Source organism: Flavobacterium sp., assembly GCF_017744675.1.
In the GTDB taxonomy this organism is placed as follows: Bacteria; Bacteroidota; Bacteroidia; order Flavobacteriales; family Flavobacteriaceae; genus Flavobacterium.
Genome location: NZ_JAGIAV010000001.1, coordinates 62,944 through 79,296, shown reverse-complemented (window position 1 = coordinate 79,296; position 16,353 = coordinate 62,944). Strand labels below are relative to the sequence as shown.

The following is a 16,353-nucleotide window of genomic DNA, read 5'->3' as shown; positions in this document are numbered from 1 at the left end:
AAGCTCCAAAGGAGCTTTTTTTATCTTATAATGAGTTTTCGGGTTGCTGATGCATTTTGTTCGCTTATTTTGATGATATAAACACCTGGAGGTAGTTCTGAAACGCTTAGTTCTCGTGAAACCAAATGCGCTTGCAAAACTTTTTTTCCTAAAATGTCAAACACAATAATTTCTTTCTCTAAATCGTTTTTAGAAGAGATATAGACTTTTCCATTTGTCACTGGATTAGGATACAAGCTTAGCCCCTCAATAGAAGTAGATTCCTGAGGTTTTGGTAATTGCTTGCTGTCTTGCGCTGAAACGCTTACAGTGAAGAAAAATGCCAATAAGAAAGTAATATAAAAGTAGTTTTTTGCCATCGCATGTATTTGATTACCGTAAATATACAAAAAAAAATACAAAAAGTAGGCCAAAAAAAAACATCCTAAATATTTAGGATGTTTTTAACAATTTATGTTCGAAGTAAATTATTTGATTAAGCTAGCGCCATCAACTGAAGCCCAAGCTCCCGCTGCTAATGAAGCTCCAGTAGCTGTAGTGCTTGTTGTGAAAGTTCCAGCTGGGAAAGCTACTGTAAAACCAGCAGCACCTGCAACAGGGATTACATTTGTTGTGTTAGAAATTTTTACATTTAAAATTTTGATTTTAGATGTATTTACTTGGTGAGTGTTAGTTGCTGCATCTAAGATGCTAACTACAGAACCTTGGTAAGTTGTAGATCCAGTTGTGAAGTTTCCATAACCATCAACAATGATGTTGCTGAATTCTCCGTTTCCTTCTCTTTTGAATTGGAAAGCATCAACTTGGTTGTCTCCAACTTCAGGAACGTTTCCAGCTTCTCTTTTTAAAGTAATGTTAGAAACTTTTGGTCCAAAAGCATTGTCATTTGCAGATGCTTCGATTTCCATTCCGTAGTTTCCTTTTCCAGTTTGGTAAGCATACCAGTTTGTATTAGCAGTACCTTGCCATCCATCTTGCCAGTCAAAAGCATCATCATAATTACCATAAGAAATTGCATTTGTCATACTTACAGTTCCTCCGAAGAATTCGAATCCATCATCAGCACCTTTGTAAGCTACTAAGTGGTCTAAAGTTGTTCCTGAACCTACAGAGTAGAATGTGAAAGCGTTGTTTTCTTTTTGTCCGTCAGCTAATTTAGATCCAGCGTATTCAACTCTAACGTAGTTTAATGAACCTCCATTGTGAGTTGGATTTGTTCCTCCATAAGAGATATTATTTCCATCTTCAGAAGTAGAAGAAGTTCCTCCTCCAGCAACTTTTGCAGGTGCATCACCGTACATGATGATACCTCCCCAAGAACCAGGAATTTTAGATTTCTCTGTAAATACAACTGGTTTATCAGCAGTTCCGTTGATGATTAGTTTTCCTCCGTTTAAAACAACTAAAGCGTTGTCTCCGGTAGCTTTATCTATAGTGATTGTAGATCCTGCATCAAAAGTTACAGTTACACCAGAATTAATTTTCACAATTCCTTTTAAAGTGTAGTTACCGTAAGCATAAGTTTTGTTTGCAGTGATAGGACCTGTAATTTCGCCTGTAGCAGGTGGTGTAACAGGAGTTGTGTCGTCGCTGCTTGAGCAAGAATTAAAAAATAAACCTGTAGCAAGTGCTAGAGCAAGAATTTTAGTTTTCATAGTTTTTGTGTTGTATTATTCATTTTTATTTTTGTCAAAATTATGAGGTTAATCTTTTTAGGGTGTTATCTGAGTATTACATTACAGTTATTAAAAATTGACTAAAACGTGAAGAAAATGTTAAGGGAATCTATGCAAATTGCAGCTAAAAAAAAGCCCCAGAATTTCTGGGGCTATTGATTGTATATATTGTTGGTATTAGAAAGTGTAACCAAGTTTTACTGAGAATCCCACTCCTTTTTTATAGCTGTTTGCTAATAATGATGGTTCATCAACTTTTACGGTTCCGTTGTTTCCAAATTCTAATTGTCTTGCTGGATTTAATAAATTGTCTGCTGTAAATTTCACGTCAAAATGCTCTGAGAGTTTGCTTCCCCAAACAAAGTCTAACTGAGATACAGGCAATTCATAAGTGTTGTCCTGACCGTTTGTTCCTACTGCATAGATTCTTTTTCCAAATACTCCATAAACAAGTGACATAGTATTTGTCCAATCTTTGCCTAAATTAAATTCATATTTCAAATCAGAATTTACTAACCAGTCTGATGCACCTTGCAATGATCTTGTTTGATGTGTTTCGATAGAGTTTTTGATAGTAACAACTCCATCCTCATCCTGAGATTCGTAAGTTTTAGCAACGTTTACTTTTGTCGACATTAAAGAAGCGTTCAATCCGAAAGAGAAATGCTCTAGTTTGTCACTAATTCTGTTTAGTCCTAAAAGGAATTCAACTTCTGCCCCAAATAAGGTAGCATTGTCTGAATTTAAGAAAGTAGTTACAGTTCCAGAAGTTGCGTTTGCGATAAATGTTCTTTCAATTGGATTATCAATATATTTTCCAAAAATCCCAAAAGTTACCATTTCTTTTGCAGTTGGAAATAATTCGTATTTTAAATCAACATTATAATTATCACTATTTTTTAATAATGAGTTACCTTGTGTAGAAGTATTATCAGCATTGATGTATGAAATTGGGAAAGATTCCATTACAACTGGCTTTGTATATGTTTTACTTGCCGCGAAACGAATATTAGATGTTTCTGTCATTAAGTATTTCAAGTTTACAGAAGGCAAAACGTAAAGGTTGTTGTATGTTTTCTTTTTGAATGGATCATCAAAAGAACCTAAAGTTCTGAAATAAGTTTCTTTGATAGTGTTTTCGACTCTCACACCTCCATTAAGCTCGAACTTATCGGCAAATTTCCAGAATAAGTTTGCATATCCTGCATTTGCACTTTCGTTAAGCTTCACTTTGTAAGTTGTGTTTGAGCTTTCGGCAAAAGAAACTGCATTATTATTGATGTCGGTAGTAATTTTAGAATCTATATTGTTGATATCATCTGATGAAAAAGTGCCACCGTAACTTGCTACAAAACGATAAGAAGATTCCATTTTAGAAGCATTTCCGTTATAGCCAACGGTCAATTTATTTTGTTTGTCTTTTCCAAATTTCAAATTATATTCTAATAACCCAGAAACATATACATTTCCGTCTACAGACAAATACTGACGTAAGAAGTTATTACCACCGTATGAAGTGTTGATTTGGTTATCTGCTTCTTGAGTACCAGTGTAGAATTTTCTATCTGGCTGACCATATTTTGTATTTGCATAAGATACACCTCCTTTTAAAGTTTGGTTTTTATCTTCTGTCAAATTGTATTCGCCTAATAATTGGGCATTCAAATAGTCCGTTTTGTCCAATTGATTGGTACGGATAAAGTTGTTGTTAACACCATTATTGCTTAAAACTCCATATTGATCTAAGATCGAGTTTAATGTTGTTTTTAGGTATAAAGTGTTAAATGACAGTTTGTATCGTTCAGCTGAATAATTTACACCAACTAAAGCAGAAGTGCTGGTTTTGAAACGGTATTCAGTATTGATGAAGTCGTTGTTATATTTATCACCAAGTGTTTGTAGTGTTCTGTTAACACCTTCTCTAACAGCAAAGCTATTATCAAAATTAAGAGATAATAAATAGGAAACGTTGCGATTGTTGCTCAAGTCAAATTTTTCTGCGTGTAGAAAATTAAAACTTGAGTTAAGAGGGCTTTTGCTTTTGCTTACATTAAAACCTTTATCTCCGCTTACAGAATTCAATGCCTGATCTTTTGAGAAAGTTGTTCTTCCAGCAGTTTCACCTAAGAAACTTGGTAGTTCTCTTTCTTTTCCATTAAATCCGAAGAAACCTGCAGCTGTATCTGCATCTCCAGAAAGCAAGAAATCCTTAAAGCTGTTTCCAGTTGTATATCCTGCCCCAATATTTATTTTAGTAACGTTTTTTGTAGGTTTCGAAGTCTGAATATTAAAAGTTCCTCCAGCAAAATCTCCATAAATATTTGGATTAAACGTTTTGTAAACATCAATTACGCCCACAATATTTGTTGGGAACAAGTCTAAGGGAACGATTTTTGAATATGGGCTATTAGAAGGAGCAGCCAGATCATTGATCAATAAGTTGTTGTAACGATCTTCAAGACCGCGTACAAATATTCCTCTTGAACCTACTTTTGTGATTCCGGTTACTTTTGTCAAACCTTCTTCAACATCACTTACACCTTTTCTTGACATTTCCTGTGCACCAATACTTTGTTTGATTACCACAGCATTTTTTTGATCTAAAAGCAAAGCGGTTTCTTTTTCCTTATTTGCTGTAGATTTTACCACTACATCTTTAAGAGTATAACTTCCTGATGAAAGTCCTTTATTAATGGTTAGAGTTTCGCCTGCTTTTACAGCAACTGGAGCTTCTATAGATTCATATCCTAGGAAACTAAAGATTAAAGTATAACTTCCAGGATTTACGCTTAAGGAATATTTCCCGTCTACGTCGGTATTTACGCTAATATTTGTACCTTTAACTAAAACATTAGCAAATGGCAGCGCTTCGTTGTTCATATCTTTGTCAGTTAGAACTCCAGAAATCGTACCTTTGTTTTGTGCGATCGAGATCGTACAGATAAATAATGCAATAAAGAGAAATCTTAAATTGAATTTCATTTTTTCAGTGTTGTGTTTGTGTCTTAATTATTTTTGTGCAAAGAAAGAACCGCTCTGTGAAGTCCATGTTACCGACTTGTTATGTTTTTGTGTTGTTAAGATTATCAAATTGTTATGAGATTAAATTACGGTTAACACCATTTTTTAAAGGTTCTTTTGTTAGTATATTTACCCTGTGAAATAAGAAATATCGAATGTTTAATGAAGAAGTTTCGATATAAAAATCTCAATTTTTGCTATTTATGAAAAAAACACAAACTAAGATTTTATTAGTTGACGACGAACCAGATATCTTAGAAATCGTTGGCTATAACCTTGCTCAGGAAGGCTATCAGATTGTTACAGCTTCAAATGGAAAAGATGCTATAGCAAAAGCACAGAAAGAGCTGCCAGAATTGATCATTATGGACGTGATGATGGCAGAAATGGACGGAATGGAGGCTTGCGAGCATATTAGAAAAATTCCAGAATTAAATAATGTTATCATAACATTCCTTACAGCAAGAAGTGAAGATTATTCTCAAGTGGCTGGTTTTGACGCCGGTGCTGACGATTATATTACTAAACCAATAAAACCAAAATTATTGGTCTCTAAAGTAAAGGCGCTGTTAAGAAGATTAAAAGAACAAGAAGTTGTTACAGATACTTTGAATGTAGGCGGAATCGAGATTAACCGTGAGGAATATAAAATCATAAAAGGCAATGTAGAAATTGCTTTGCCAAGAAAAGAATTCGAATTATTTTATCTATTGGCTTCAAAACCAGGAAAAGTTTTTAAAAGAGACGAAATCTTGGATAAAGTTTGGGGTAACGAAGTAGTTGTTGGAGGAAGAACCATCGATGTTCATATCAGAAAACTGCGCGAGAAAATAGGAGAAGATCTTTTTAAAACCATAAAAGGAGTCGGTTATAAATTTGAAGTTTAATAACTCACTATAAAGTTGAACCATATAAGTGATATAAGTTCATTTAATTATGGTTTGCTTTCAAAATAAAAAAGCTCATTTTTGTTAAAGTATTAACTTTGATAAAGATGGGCTTTTCAAAATTATTAGTTGTTCCAAAAAAAAAGCTATTTTTAAATGAACTTATATCACTTATATGGTGGGAAAAGAGTTTTAATGGTTTATTATTTTAAATATTTCAATGAAAATCAATTTTAAAAAAACATACAAATTTGCTATTAAATCAGCATTGTATATCAGTCTATTCGCGGCAGGTTTTGTGCTTATACTGATGTCTTTGTTTTATAAAAACCAGCTAAAACATCAAGTAGCATTTGGAATAATTTTCATTATTGCCATCTATATCTTCTCTTTTTTGGTTTTGCAATATCGTGTAGAGCGTTTTATTTATAGAAGAGTAAAGAAAATTTACGATGAGGTTTCGTTATTAGAATCGACTACATTAATTAATCAGCCGATTAATACCGATATGGAAACGCTTTCGCGTGAAGTAAAGAAGTTTGCGACTGATAAAAAGCTCGAAATCGAAATGCTCGAAATTCGAGAACAATATAGAAGAGAGTTTTTAGGAAACGTTTCGCACGAACTAAAAACACCCTTATTTACCGTTCAAGGTTACGTTTCTACTTTATTAGATGGGGCAATGGATGATAAAAATATTAGAAAAAAATATTTAAAACGTGCCGAAAAAGGAGTAGAGCGATTAATCTACATTGTAGAAGACCTCGATATGATTACCAAATTAGAATCGGGAGATTTAGATTTGAATATGACTGATTTTGATATTGTTGAATTGATCGAGAATGTTTTTGAATTGTTGGAAATGAAAGCCGACAAAAAGAAAATCAAATTGGCGTTTGAAAGCAAAAACGTGAAGTCGGTTATGATTAGAGGAGACCAAGATCGAATTCAGCAAGTGCTAGAAAATTTGATTGTAAACTCTATCAAATACGGAAAAGAAGGCGGTCTAACAGAAGTTGGCGTTGTTAACCTTACCAAGAAAAAAGTCTTAATTCGAATTAGCGATAATGGAGAAGGGGTTGAAAAACAAAATATTCCAAGGCTTTTTGAACGTTTTTACCGAGTGGATAAAAGTGGAACAAGATCTGAAGGAGGTTCTGGTTTAGGATTGGCGATTGTAAAGCATATTATTGAAGCTCATAAAGAGAAAGTTTATGTAGAAAGTGAGTTCGGAATTGGCTCTGAGTTCTCTTTTACGCTTGAAAAAGCAAATAAATCGGTAAAAGCTGAGGTTAAATAAATGTAATCTCAAATGAGCTAAAAGCCCTAGAATAAGGGTGTTTAACGATAAATCAACATACGGATTTGCGCCGTAACATTAAATTTTTATTATAGTAACATCTGGTTAATGATTTCTTAACATAGGTGCTCCATCTTTGCATCCTGAAATTAAGGGAATTACAGAACTAATGATAAAAAGAAAACTATTAGCCGTTTTATTACTGCTAACCTGTGCAGCCAATGCGCAAGAAACAAATAAACAAGAACTGAATAAACAGGATGTAAAAAACGAAGTAATGCGTATTTTAGATTCTATAAACAAAGCAAAACTTCCAGAAACAAAATCTGGTGGAGGTGTTGAAGAACATTGGTATGACAGAATCTCTTTGAGAGGTTATGCACAAATCAGATATAATGGTTTGCTTTCTACAAATGATAAAGTTTCTTGCGAGCAATGCGATAGATCTTGGGGAACAACTTCTACAGCTCCAGATGCAAAATCAAACAACGGACTTTTTATTCGTCGTGCCCGTTTAGTGTTTTCGGGGCAAGTACATCCAAATGTATTTTTCTATTTTCAACCCGATTTTGCGAGTTCGCCAATAAGCGGAGTTAATAACTTTGTACAGATTCGTGACTTATATTTTGATCTTTCTTTCGATAAGAAAAAAGAATATCGCGTGCGTGTCGGACAGAGTAAAATTCCGTACGGATTTGAAAACATGCAATCAAGTTCGCAGCGTTTAACTTTAGATCGTGCAGACGCCATCAACTCTTCAATCTTAAACGAACGTGATTTAGGAATCTTCTTTTACTGGGCTCCAGCTGAAATCAGAAAACGTTTTGAAATGTTGGTTAAAGACGGTTACAAAGGTTCTGGAGATTTTGGGGTATTTGCTTTTGGGGTTTACAATGGTCAGATCGCAAACAAGCTAGACGGAAACAGAGATTTAAATGTTGTTGCCAGAGTTACGTATCCTTTTGTTATTGGAAGCCAAATTATAGAACCGGGAATTCAAGCTTACACAGGTAAGTGGGCATTTACAGGAGAAGTTTCTCCTGGAGTTATTGTCAACGATCCGCAATATGTAAAAGATCAGAGAGTTGGAGCGACTTTCGTTTTGTATCCAAAACCATTCGGAATCCAAACAGAATACAACATCGGAACAGGACCTCGATACAATCCAGCTACTAATAGAATTGATCAAACCGATTTGAATGGAGGTTACGTTTTGTTAAACTATAAATGGGATTTAAAAAAGCAGCGTATTTATCCTTTCGCCAAATTCCAATATTATGACGGAGGAAAAAAATACGAAAAAGACGCTAGAAGTTATGTCGTGAGAGACTACGAATTTGGTATCGAATGGCAGCCAATCAAAGCATTCGAATTTACAGCTGAATATGTTGTAGCAGATAGAACCTTTGAAGATAGTGCGCTTCCTGTAAATAGACAGCAAGGAAATGTACTTAGAATGCAAGTCCAATTTAACTTCTAAAAATCAGGACGCAGATTAGACAGATTCGCTTTCGCGAAGACGCGGAAAAAAACTGATTTTTATATAAAATTTTGAATTGCCTCCAGCTTTAGCTGGAGGTTTTTTAATTTTATCAAAAAGGCTTTAGCCGAACTGGTTTAGGTCTTTCTTATTTTTATAATGACCCGCTTCATCCGCGTTTTTGCGAAAGCAAATCAGTTTCATCCGCGTTCAATCACGCAGTTTTGTCTTCAAAAACCTTAAATAACAAATCCCAGTCGATGTTGTTTTCAAAATGGGATAATCCTTTAAATGTCTCTACTTTGGATAAATCTTCAATGGTAAAGTCATCTTGCATGGCATACGGTACAAGATTTTCTTCTTGAAGTTTAATCGCCAGATATTCCTGCTCATACTGGCCAGGAGTCGGAATAAAAAAAGCTTTTTTACCCAGTTTTGCCAAGTCCATCACAGTCGTATAACCCGAACGGCAAAGAACAAATTCACTTTCGTTAAAAGTCTGTTCCAGCTGTTTAGAATTCATGAAATTATAATACGTCACATTTCCAGCCTGCCACTTTTCTTGCGATTTTTCTACTTTCCCCTGTACAAAAACCACCTTTCCAGGAAAATTTGCTGCTTCTTTCTGCAGTTTTTCATCCAAGAAAGTACGCTGAGGTTCTGGTCCAGACAATATAATCATCAAATCATATATTTTCGGAGTATCCTTTTTCTTCATGCGGCTCAACGGACCAATATATTTTAGATTTAGTTCATTCGATTTTAAATGGCCTAAATCTCCTGTTAGATTTATTGTTCCATTTGTATCAGGAACCCAGCACTCATTATATTTTTTAATAAAATATTGATGGCACTTGCTCGTAAACCAAGTCGTGTTTCCTGTCATGACATTCAATTGGTGCGTAATGAAAACAGAAGGCACTTTTTTGCTGATTACGCCCAATCTGTTGTCTGAGATAATACCGTCAATGCCATGTTTTTTAATCCAATGATTGACCATTTTTTTCTCATCCAAAATAGCAGTGATCATTTTAGGAAGATTTTTAATCAGCTTCCATTTAAAGTTTTTGCCATTCTTTGCATATTCAATATGATAAGAAGGCAATTCTAGAGTCTGTATATAAGGAAATTCTTTTCGTAATAAAGCCAATGCAACTCCATCAGATGCAATGATCGGAATATAATTATTCTCCTGAAGAGCCTTGATAATAGGAATGCATCGAGTGGCATGTCCAAGTCCCCAATTTAATGGAGCGATTAAAATAGTTTTATTCGCAGAATAATCTATGCTCATTTTTAACACGTTTTAAAAACGAAGATAGAAAAATATGTTTTTTATGTTATTTCGAAGGTATTACTAAATTATTAACTATAATTTAAGCTTCTAAGTTTCTGAGATTCTAAGATGCTAAGTTCACAGATTTTCTGTTTAGAAAACAAGAAAGCCGAACTATAAGTTCGGCTTAATTTGTTAATCTTAGAAACTTAGCACCTCAGTAGCTTAGCATCTCAGAATCTTAATCTTGAATATACGTTTTATTACCATTTTTGTTAATATAGTATTTACCGCCTCTTGGTCCAGTATATACTTTTTTGCCATTGTATTCGCCAGTAACTTTATCTGGTACAGAAGGCGCTTTTTCGTTTGTTTCTTTTAAAGTTTTAGTTGCTGATTTCTTAGCTGCTGTGGCATCTTTCTTAGTAGCGTCAGCTTTTGCTGTTGTGGTTTTGGCATCGGCTTTGGCTTTGTCGGCAGAACTCTTTGCTTTGTCAGCAGTTTTTTTTGTTTTGTCAGCAGTGCTTTTTGCTTTATCAGACTCTACAGTAGCTTTTTTTGCATCAGCTTTAGCTTTTGTAGCCTCTTTGTCGGCAGTCTTTTTTGCTGCGTCAGCAGTTTCTTTCTTTGCTTTAGACGAGGCAGCTTTTGCGTCATCTGCCGCTTTTTTAGATTTTGTAGCTTCTTTTTTGGCATCAGCCGAAGCTTTGTCTGCAGTCGTTTTTGCTTTTTTTGCTGAAGCTTCTGTTTTACTTTTCGTCGTTTTTGCAGTTGTTTCTTGTGCATAAAAATTAGAAGAGAAAACAACCATCAAACAGAACAATACTAATTTTTTCATAAGGTTATACGTTTAAATTTTAATTAAAATTACGCAATTTATTGTCATCTTTTTCGCAACCCATTAAAAATATGCGCGAAGCTGGACATTTCCCGTATGAACGGTCGATCCAGTCTCGCTTTTGCGTCCTTGGTAATTTAAATTAACATCCAAAAACGACGTAATGTTCTTCTGTAGAAGCAGTTTCCAAACCAAATTTGAACCTGCTTGAAGTCCTTCCAACATCTGAAAACCTACCGATGAAAATTCATTTCCGTCAAATTTATTCTGATAAAAAGAAAATTCTCCATTTACCGTTACCTTCTTTTCGCCAGCATAAGAAAAAGAAGTTCCGATTCTGTTTTGGTCTAAAGTTTCGAAATTTCCAATTTGGTTTTTCTTGTTTTGAAGTTCATAGAAGAAATCCAACTTGGTGTTTTTAGAAAACAAATAACTCACTTTTGGCGCCAATTGCCAGCCTTCAATATCATAATTTTTCTCTGTAAAATCTTTAGAAACCAAATCCGTTTTTATGGTTTTGGTAAAGAAATTAAACAGCCAGCTTTTTTGATACAAATGGGTATACTGAATTTGATGCGAATAATTCTGCACATTTTGCGACCCAATAGAAAGCAGACTTTTTCCTTTATTTATCAAATAAGAATAGGTAACCGAATGTTTTTGCTTTCCTCGATTGTAAAACAAACTATTTCTAAAACTCGAATTCAACCCTAAAATATTCTCTTCTGATGAATTAAACGGATTAAGTTCTAGTTTTTCGCCCTCGCTTTTCACCTTTCGATCCATTATAAAAGAAGTCTGATTGTAGAAATAAGATAGCAGTTTTTTGAAACCTTTTTCATTCTGCCATTGCAGCGGATTCAAGGTCAAAGATTGCGAAAACTTGTTTTGATTGGTTTTAATGTAAACCTGATTCGGCAGAAAAACTCTCACGTATCGCGCCTGATCTTGGTAAACGGCAACTTCAAATTCTTCTAGTTCCTGAATACCATTTCCGTTATAATCGTTCCAAGTGTACACTCCTTGTCCAGTTGGCACTTCTACGTATGTAAATTCTTGTTGGGCAATAGTTCCAGAACTGGTTTCGTAAGCGGTTCCAATCTGCATTAATTGATTAAAAAAACGGTCGTTGTATAAAACTCTCGAATTTAAAGAAGGTTCATTTTGTCTCGAATTATCCGTAAAATCCAAATTTCGATAACTTGCATAAACGGCCAAATCGGTTTTTTTGGTCTGAATTAATTTTGATCTTAAATAATAGGTTTGTGAATTGTTTACGTGTTGCAACAATCCGTTTTGCAAACTATCGTTGCGCCTTTGCAGAAAACCAACTTCCACAAAAACTTTGGTGCTGTCGCCTCGCCCGGTAAAGACCCCATATTCTGAAAATCTTTGGCTTAAGGCCGAAAACTGATTGGTAACTTTATCTTTTTGTTGATTGTCTTCTAACTGCATGCTGCCGCCAATCCAGTTTTTGCCAAAATGATATTTGGTTCTGGTTTGATTTCTAATGAATTTTGAAGTCGATGTTGTTGCATCAGAATTAAGGAAACTTCCGTTGTTTTCAATTGTCCAATTCTTTAGTTTAAATAATGCATTGGTCGTATGTCTGGCGCCAGAATAGCTTTCGCTAAAATCTAATTTTTCGAATTGATATGTTAGCAAACCAATATTGGAAGTTTTATTTTTCGAAAATAAATCAAAGTTTAAGCCTGTAACTAAAAGGCTCTGATTGCCGAAAAGTGTTCCCGTTAAATTCCAATCGCGATTAAACTCAATATTATACAAACGCTCAACCGATTTAAAATTCTGTTGCACGTATTGATAGTTTGCGAAAGCATCTAAACTCCAACTTCTAGAAAAAAGACGTTTTTTAAGATTGGTTTTAAAAGCTATGCCTTCATTATTAGAATCATCAATAGTAGAAAATAAATTCTGGTCATTATTGCTGACCGCCAATTCAAAGTCAACCAATGTTTTCTCATTCGGATTGTATTTTCCTAAAAATGTAGCGACCTGAAGTTTTATTGGCGCAACCAACTGAACAATCGGTTCGTAGTTTCCTTGCAGAACGCCATTTATTGGTTCAACATATTGATAAATACGCTCAACTGAATTGTTGTTCTGAATAATGTAATTTCCAGAATTTGCTCCAACTTGACTAAATCTGACATTATATAAAACATCAGACGGATTATTGGAGTATTCGTAAGCTTCAACCGAATTGACGAGTATTTTTTTATACAAAATTTTATTCGCGGCATAAGTATCTTCATAAGCAGAAGGCGCTTTCATCAAATTGACATCATCGCCTGCTTGGCTTAAAATCTGAACTTGTTCTGGAGAAAGATTCTGCTGCAAGGGCTGATTTTTCATATCATTTTCAGAATATAAATAACCGCCAAAACTCCAATTTTTGTTCTCGTGCGTCGCGCCTGCGTAAGTCACTAATCGGTTGTAATTTCTTTCGGAATATTGGTACTCGACATTGATACGCATTTCTGAAGTGATGGTGAAAAGCGAAGTAAAAACAATTTCTCCTGCATTATAGTCAATTACATAATCGTTGTTTTCCCCACGTTTCAGCAAAACGCCATTTACGTAAACACGTTCTGAACCTGAAATTACGAGAACATACAATTCGCCATTTTGACCTTTCAGTTTGTACGGACCTTGATTTCCTTCTTGACCTGTAAAAGTACTTTTGGCGTATTGGCCTTTTACAAAAGCAACCGAAGCGAAAACATTGGTTTTGCTAGTTTCTGTATCAAAATCGAAGTTTGCTGAAAGTCCTTGAACTTTTTTATTGAAGCTTAAAAATTGTGTTTTCCTGTTTTCTAAAAAGACATCGCCGGCGCGAATGTTCCAATCGTTGCTAAAAAGTTCGATGAAAATATTATCAAACTGATCGAGTTTCTGCGAATAACCGCCATCTTGCAGCGGAATATTATTATCCTGCAGCGAAGCTCTCAAACTTACTTTGTCTGAAAGTTTTCCTGTAATCTGCAAATCTAAATTGGAGTTCAAAACCGTACTCTGATTATTACCAACTGTAACGCCTCGAGTAATGCTTCCAGAAGTTTCGAGACCGTCAAAAGGAGTTACTTTTTTAGCATTGGAGCTGTTGTCGATTCGATAGAGTTTGTCTGTCCCGACATCGCCGCTTACAATTTGATCCGATTTGTAAAGACTGTATTCTTTGGTTAAAAAATCAGGATAATTAAGATAATTGACAATTAAGGTATCTGAAACCGATGGGTATTTTTCATTAAAAAGCAAATATCCTTTTTGAAAATCTACCTTGTAAAAAGTCGAATCGATGGGCTCGTTTTTAGTATTCAGAATTTGGAAAAATCCAGAATTGATGCACATTTTTTCAAGCCGAATAGTATCTTTTGAAACGATTACTTTTTTGGTTTTGTACAGCGATTCGGTTTCCTGAGCCTGAAGCGCAGAAAACCAGAAGAAAACCGTCAAAAACAGTAATTTTTTCAACATAAATACTTTAACTCTAAAAAGTCAAAAGTAGTATTTATAATCAAGAAATTACGACGCTTTTCTTTATTGAAAAACGAAGCTGTTTTCTCTTGATTTTCTGCGTTTTAAAACTTTAAATTAAAAATAATTGAATAAAAATTCTCTTAATAAGCCAATCTTTTTTTTAGCTTTGTTTAGGATATAACGAACTTACATTATGGATACTAGCAAAGAACTTTTATTCTTTTTTAGTGCTTTAGGAGCTTTCAACGGAATTATTCTCGGGGTTTATTTCTTCTTTTTTACTAAGAAAAAACATCTGACGAATTATTTTCTGGGTGCGCTTTTGTTTGCGCTAAGTATCCGAATTGCAAAATCTGTTTTTGTTTATTTTCATCCAGAACTGCCAAAAATGTATCTCCAGTTTGGACTAACAGCTTGTTTCTTTATTGGACCTTGTTTGTATTATTTCGTCAAATCGGCAGTTGATGAAGTTCAGATTATGCCAAGATCATGGAAGTTTATGTTGGCATTTTGGGGAACTTTAATTGTGGTGGTCGGGGCTTTATATCCGTACGAAATATATCCAAAACTTTGGGGAGGCATTTTTATAAGAATCATCTATTTGCAATGGTTTGTTTATATTGTGTTTGCGGGTTATAAACTTCGTACAGTTCTCCAGAAAGTCCTCGGCAGAAAAGAAAAAACGACTCCAGCCGAAATATGGTTCTCGATGCTCTACTTTGGAAATTTTCTGTTGTTTCTATTTTATTTCTTGGCGATTATGGGAGCGTCGGCAGCAACTTATATAAGTGGCGCAGTGGTTTTTTCGTTCATTTTATACTTAGGAATTTCCATTCTTTTGTATCGAAAAAAAACAGACGATTTGTTTTTATTGAACGGAAAGATTTCGAATAAAAAAATAGATTCGGCAGAAGCTGTAATATGGTCTGAAAAATTAGAAAATGCGATGTATGAAAAGAGTCTGTATAAAAATCCGAACTTGACACTTCAAGATTTGTCTCAAGAAATTAATATTTCGAGCCACCAACTGTCGCAGTTTTTGAATAATAACTTAGGAAAGAATTTTACCAGTTTTGTAAACGAATTTAGAATCAACGAAGCTTGCAAAATTATTGCTTCTACCGATAAATTAACGCTAGAATCTATTGGCTACGATGTGGGATTTAATTCCAAATCGACCTTCTTTGCGGCATTCAAAAAACATACGGGAACAACGCCACTAAACTATCAAATCCAAGCTTTGCAGTCTTAACATGAATATTGGAAAAGAAATATTGTTCTTTTTCGGTGCTTTAGGCGCTTTCAACGGATTTCTTTTAAGTCTGTATTTTTTCTTTTTTACTAAGAAAAAATTCTGGACCAATTATTTTTTGGGTGCCATACTGTTGGCATTAAGTACCCGAATTGTGGTCACTGTTTTTGTATATTTTAATCGAGATTTGGCTAAAATTTATCTTCAAATTGGTCTTTCAGCGTGTTTGCTAATTGGGCCATTTCTCTATTATACTTTAAAATCAGGAATGGAGAAATTTAATGTTAATGCTATAAAATGGAAATTGCATCTGGTAAGTTGGTTTATAGCAATTGTACTAATCGGTCTTTTATTTCCTTATGAAAAATACCCTGTTTTATGGAATGATTATTTTGTAGTTGCTATTTTCTTTCAATGGTTTACTTATAGTTTTGTTTCTGGTTTTGAAAGCAGATTTCTACTTCAGAAAATAACTAGTGATTATCAAAATTCAAGTGCGTCAGAAAAATGGTTTGGCGCAATTTTTCTAGGTAATGCTTTGATTTTTCTGTCTTATTTTCTTGGTTTTTCGCGAGTGCCTTTTGTTTCCTGCATAATTGGGGCAATAGCTTTTACTTTTATTTTATACCTGATCATTTTAATTTTGCTGCACAGAAAACAAGCGAATGATTTATTTGTAATTGATATTCAAAAAGAGAATAAATTAAACAAAAAAGAAGTCGAAATTTTATCTCAAAATCTGAAAAAAATAATGTATGAAAAAGCATTGTATAAAAATCCGAATTTAAGTTTAAGAGATTTATCTCAAGAAATTAATATTTCAAGTCATAAATTATCACAGTTTCTTAATAATAATCTAGGAAAGAATTTTACCAGTTTTGTAAATGAATTTCGAATTGAAGAAGCCTGTGAAATAATTACTTCAAACGATAAGCTAACTCTAGAATCTGTTGGCTACGATGTGGGATTTAATTCCAAATCGACCTTCTTTGTGGCATTCAAAAAACATACAGGAACAACGCCACTAAACTATCAAATCCAAGCTTTGCAATCTTAAAACAGAGTGTGAATTTATAAATCCGTACTCCTGATTTCGCTTTCGACGACCTTATAATCTGATTA

At 34.2% G+C, this 16,353-nt stretch carries 11 protein-coding genes; 5 read left to right on the top strand and 6 right to left on the bottom strand.

What is annotated here, in order from left to right; all coding sequences use genetic code 11:
* Positions 1 to 20: 20 nt before the first annotated feature.
* From J7574_RS00340 to J7574_RS00330, 3 genes are all read right to left on the bottom strand, one after another.
* A complete protein-coding gene (locus J7574_RS00340; RefSeq protein ID WP_290962764.1) occupies positions 21 to 359 on the bottom strand; it encodes a T9SS type A sorting domain-containing protein in 339 nt (112 codons plus the stop codon).
* A 108-nt stretch (positions 360 to 467) separates the two neighbouring features.
* Positions 468 to 1,655 carry a hypothetical protein gene (locus J7574_RS00335; protein WP_290962762.1) on the bottom strand — a complete coding sequence of 396 codons (1,188 nt, stop codon included), beginning with the start codon at positions 1,653 to 1,655 and terminating at the stop codon, positions 468 to 470.
* Between the two features lie 198 nt (positions 1,656 to 1,853).
* Positions 1,854 to 4,658 carry a TonB-dependent receptor gene (locus tag J7574_RS00330; protein WP_290962761.1) on the bottom strand — a complete coding sequence of 935 codons (2,805 nt, stop codon included), beginning with the start codon at positions 4,656 to 4,658 and terminating at the stop codon, positions 1,854 to 1,856.
* 242 nt (positions 4,659 to 4,900) lie between these two features.
* Here J7574_RS00330 and J7574_RS00325 point away from each other — a divergent pair, with 242 nt between their 5' ends.
* The 3 genes from J7574_RS00325 (at position 4,901) to J7574_RS00315 (ending at position 8,364) form a co-directional block, all read left to right on the top strand.
* A complete protein-coding gene (locus J7574_RS00325; RefSeq protein ID WP_008465097.1) occupies positions 4,901 to 5,584 on the top strand; it encodes a response regulator transcription factor in 684 nt (227 codons plus the stop codon).
* 220 nt (positions 5,585 to 5,804) lie between these two features.
* Entirely contained in the window at positions 5,805 to 6,884 is a 1,080-nt protein-coding gene (locus tag J7574_RS00320; protein ID WP_290962757.1) for an ATP-binding protein, read from the top strand.
* Positions 6,885 to 7,053: 169 nt separating this feature from the next.
* Positions 7,054 to 8,364, top strand: coding sequence for a porin (locus J7574_RS00315; RefSeq protein WP_290962755.1), 1,311 nt, complete (start codon positions 7,054 to 7,056; stop codon positions 8,362 to 8,364).
* A gap of 214 nt (positions 8,365 to 8,578) precedes the next feature.
* Here J7574_RS00315 and J7574_RS00310 read toward each other — a convergent pair whose 3' ends face one another.
* The 3 genes from J7574_RS00310 to J7574_RS00300 all read right to left on the bottom strand — a co-directional run bounded on the left by J7574_RS00310 (position 8,579) and on the right by J7574_RS00300 (position 13,976).
* Positions 8,579 to 9,658: a glycosyltransferase gene (locus tag J7574_RS00310; RefSeq protein WP_290962753.1), complete on the bottom strand. Its 1,080-nt coding sequence runs from the start codon at positions 9,656 to 9,658 to the stop codon at positions 8,579 to 8,581.
* 223 nt (positions 9,659 to 9,881) lie between these two features.
* Positions 9,882 to 10,478, bottom strand: coding sequence for a hypothetical protein (locus J7574_RS00305; RefSeq protein WP_290962752.1), 597 nt, complete (start codon positions 10,476 to 10,478; stop codon positions 9,882 to 9,884).
* 63 nt (positions 10,479 to 10,541) lie between these two features.
* The gene (locus J7574_RS00300) at positions 10,542 to 13,976 is read right to left on the bottom strand and encodes a hypothetical protein (RefSeq protein WP_290962749.1); all 3,435 of its coding nucleotides are present in this window, start codon (positions 13,974 to 13,976) and stop codon (positions 10,542 to 10,544) included.
* A 196-nt stretch (positions 13,977 to 14,172) separates the two neighbouring features.
* On the opposite strand from J7574_RS00300, the gene J7574_RS00295 reads away from it, so the two are divergent.
* A complete protein-coding gene (locus J7574_RS00295; RefSeq protein ID WP_290962747.1) occupies positions 14,173 to 15,231 on the top strand; it encodes an AraC family transcriptional regulator in 1,059 nt (352 codons plus the stop codon).
* Between the two features lies 1 nt (position 15,232).
* Positions 15,233 to 16,288, top strand: a complete 1,056-nt coding sequence (locus J7574_RS00290) for an AraC family transcriptional regulator (protein ID WP_290962746.1) — start codon at positions 15,233 to 15,235, stop codon at positions 16,286 to 16,288.
* Positions 16,289 to 16,353: the final 65 nt, after the last annotated feature.

Bases quoted from the DNA above. Each gene is read 5' to 3' on its own strand.
- J7574_RS00340 (WP_290962764.1), bottom strand. From the start codon at position 359: ATGGCAAAAAACTACTTTTATATTACTTTCTTATTGGCATTTTTCTTC.
- J7574_RS00315 (WP_290962755.1), top strand. From the start codon at position 7,054: ATGATAAAAAGAAAACTATTAGCCGTTTTATTACTGCTAACCTGTGCA.
- J7574_RS00330 (WP_290962761.1), bottom strand. From the start codon at position 4,658: ATGAAATTCAATTTAAGATTTCTCTTTATTGCATTATTTATCTGTACG.
- J7574_RS00335 (WP_290962762.1), bottom strand. From the start codon at position 1,655: ATGAAAACTAAAATTCTTGCTCTAGCACTTGCTACAGGTTTATTTTTT.
- J7574_RS00320 (WP_290962757.1), top strand. From the start codon at position 5,805: ATGAAAATCAATTTTAAAAAAACATACAAATTTGCTATTAAATCAGCA.
- J7574_RS00310 (WP_290962753.1), bottom strand. From the start codon at position 9,658: ATGAGCATAGATTATTCTGCGAATAAAACTATTTTAATCGCTCCATTA.
- J7574_RS00325 (WP_008465097.1), top strand. From the start codon at position 4,901: ATGAAAAAAACACAAACTAAGATTTTATTAGTTGACGACGAACCAGAT.
- J7574_RS00305 (WP_290962752.1), bottom strand. From the start codon at position 10,478: ATGAAAAAATTAGTATTGTTCTGTTTGATGGTTGTTTTCTCTTCTAAT.
- J7574_RS00295 (WP_290962747.1), top strand. From the start codon at position 14,173: ATGGATACTAGCAAAGAACTTTTATTCTTTTTTAGTGCTTTAGGAGCT.
- J7574_RS00290 (WP_290962746.1), top strand. From the start codon at position 15,233: ATGAATATTGGAAAAGAAATATTGTTCTTTTTCGGTGCTTTAGGCGCT.
- J7574_RS00300 (WP_290962749.1), bottom strand. From the start codon at position 13,976: ATGTTGAAAAAATTACTGTTTTTGACGGTTTTCTTCTGGTTTTCTGCG.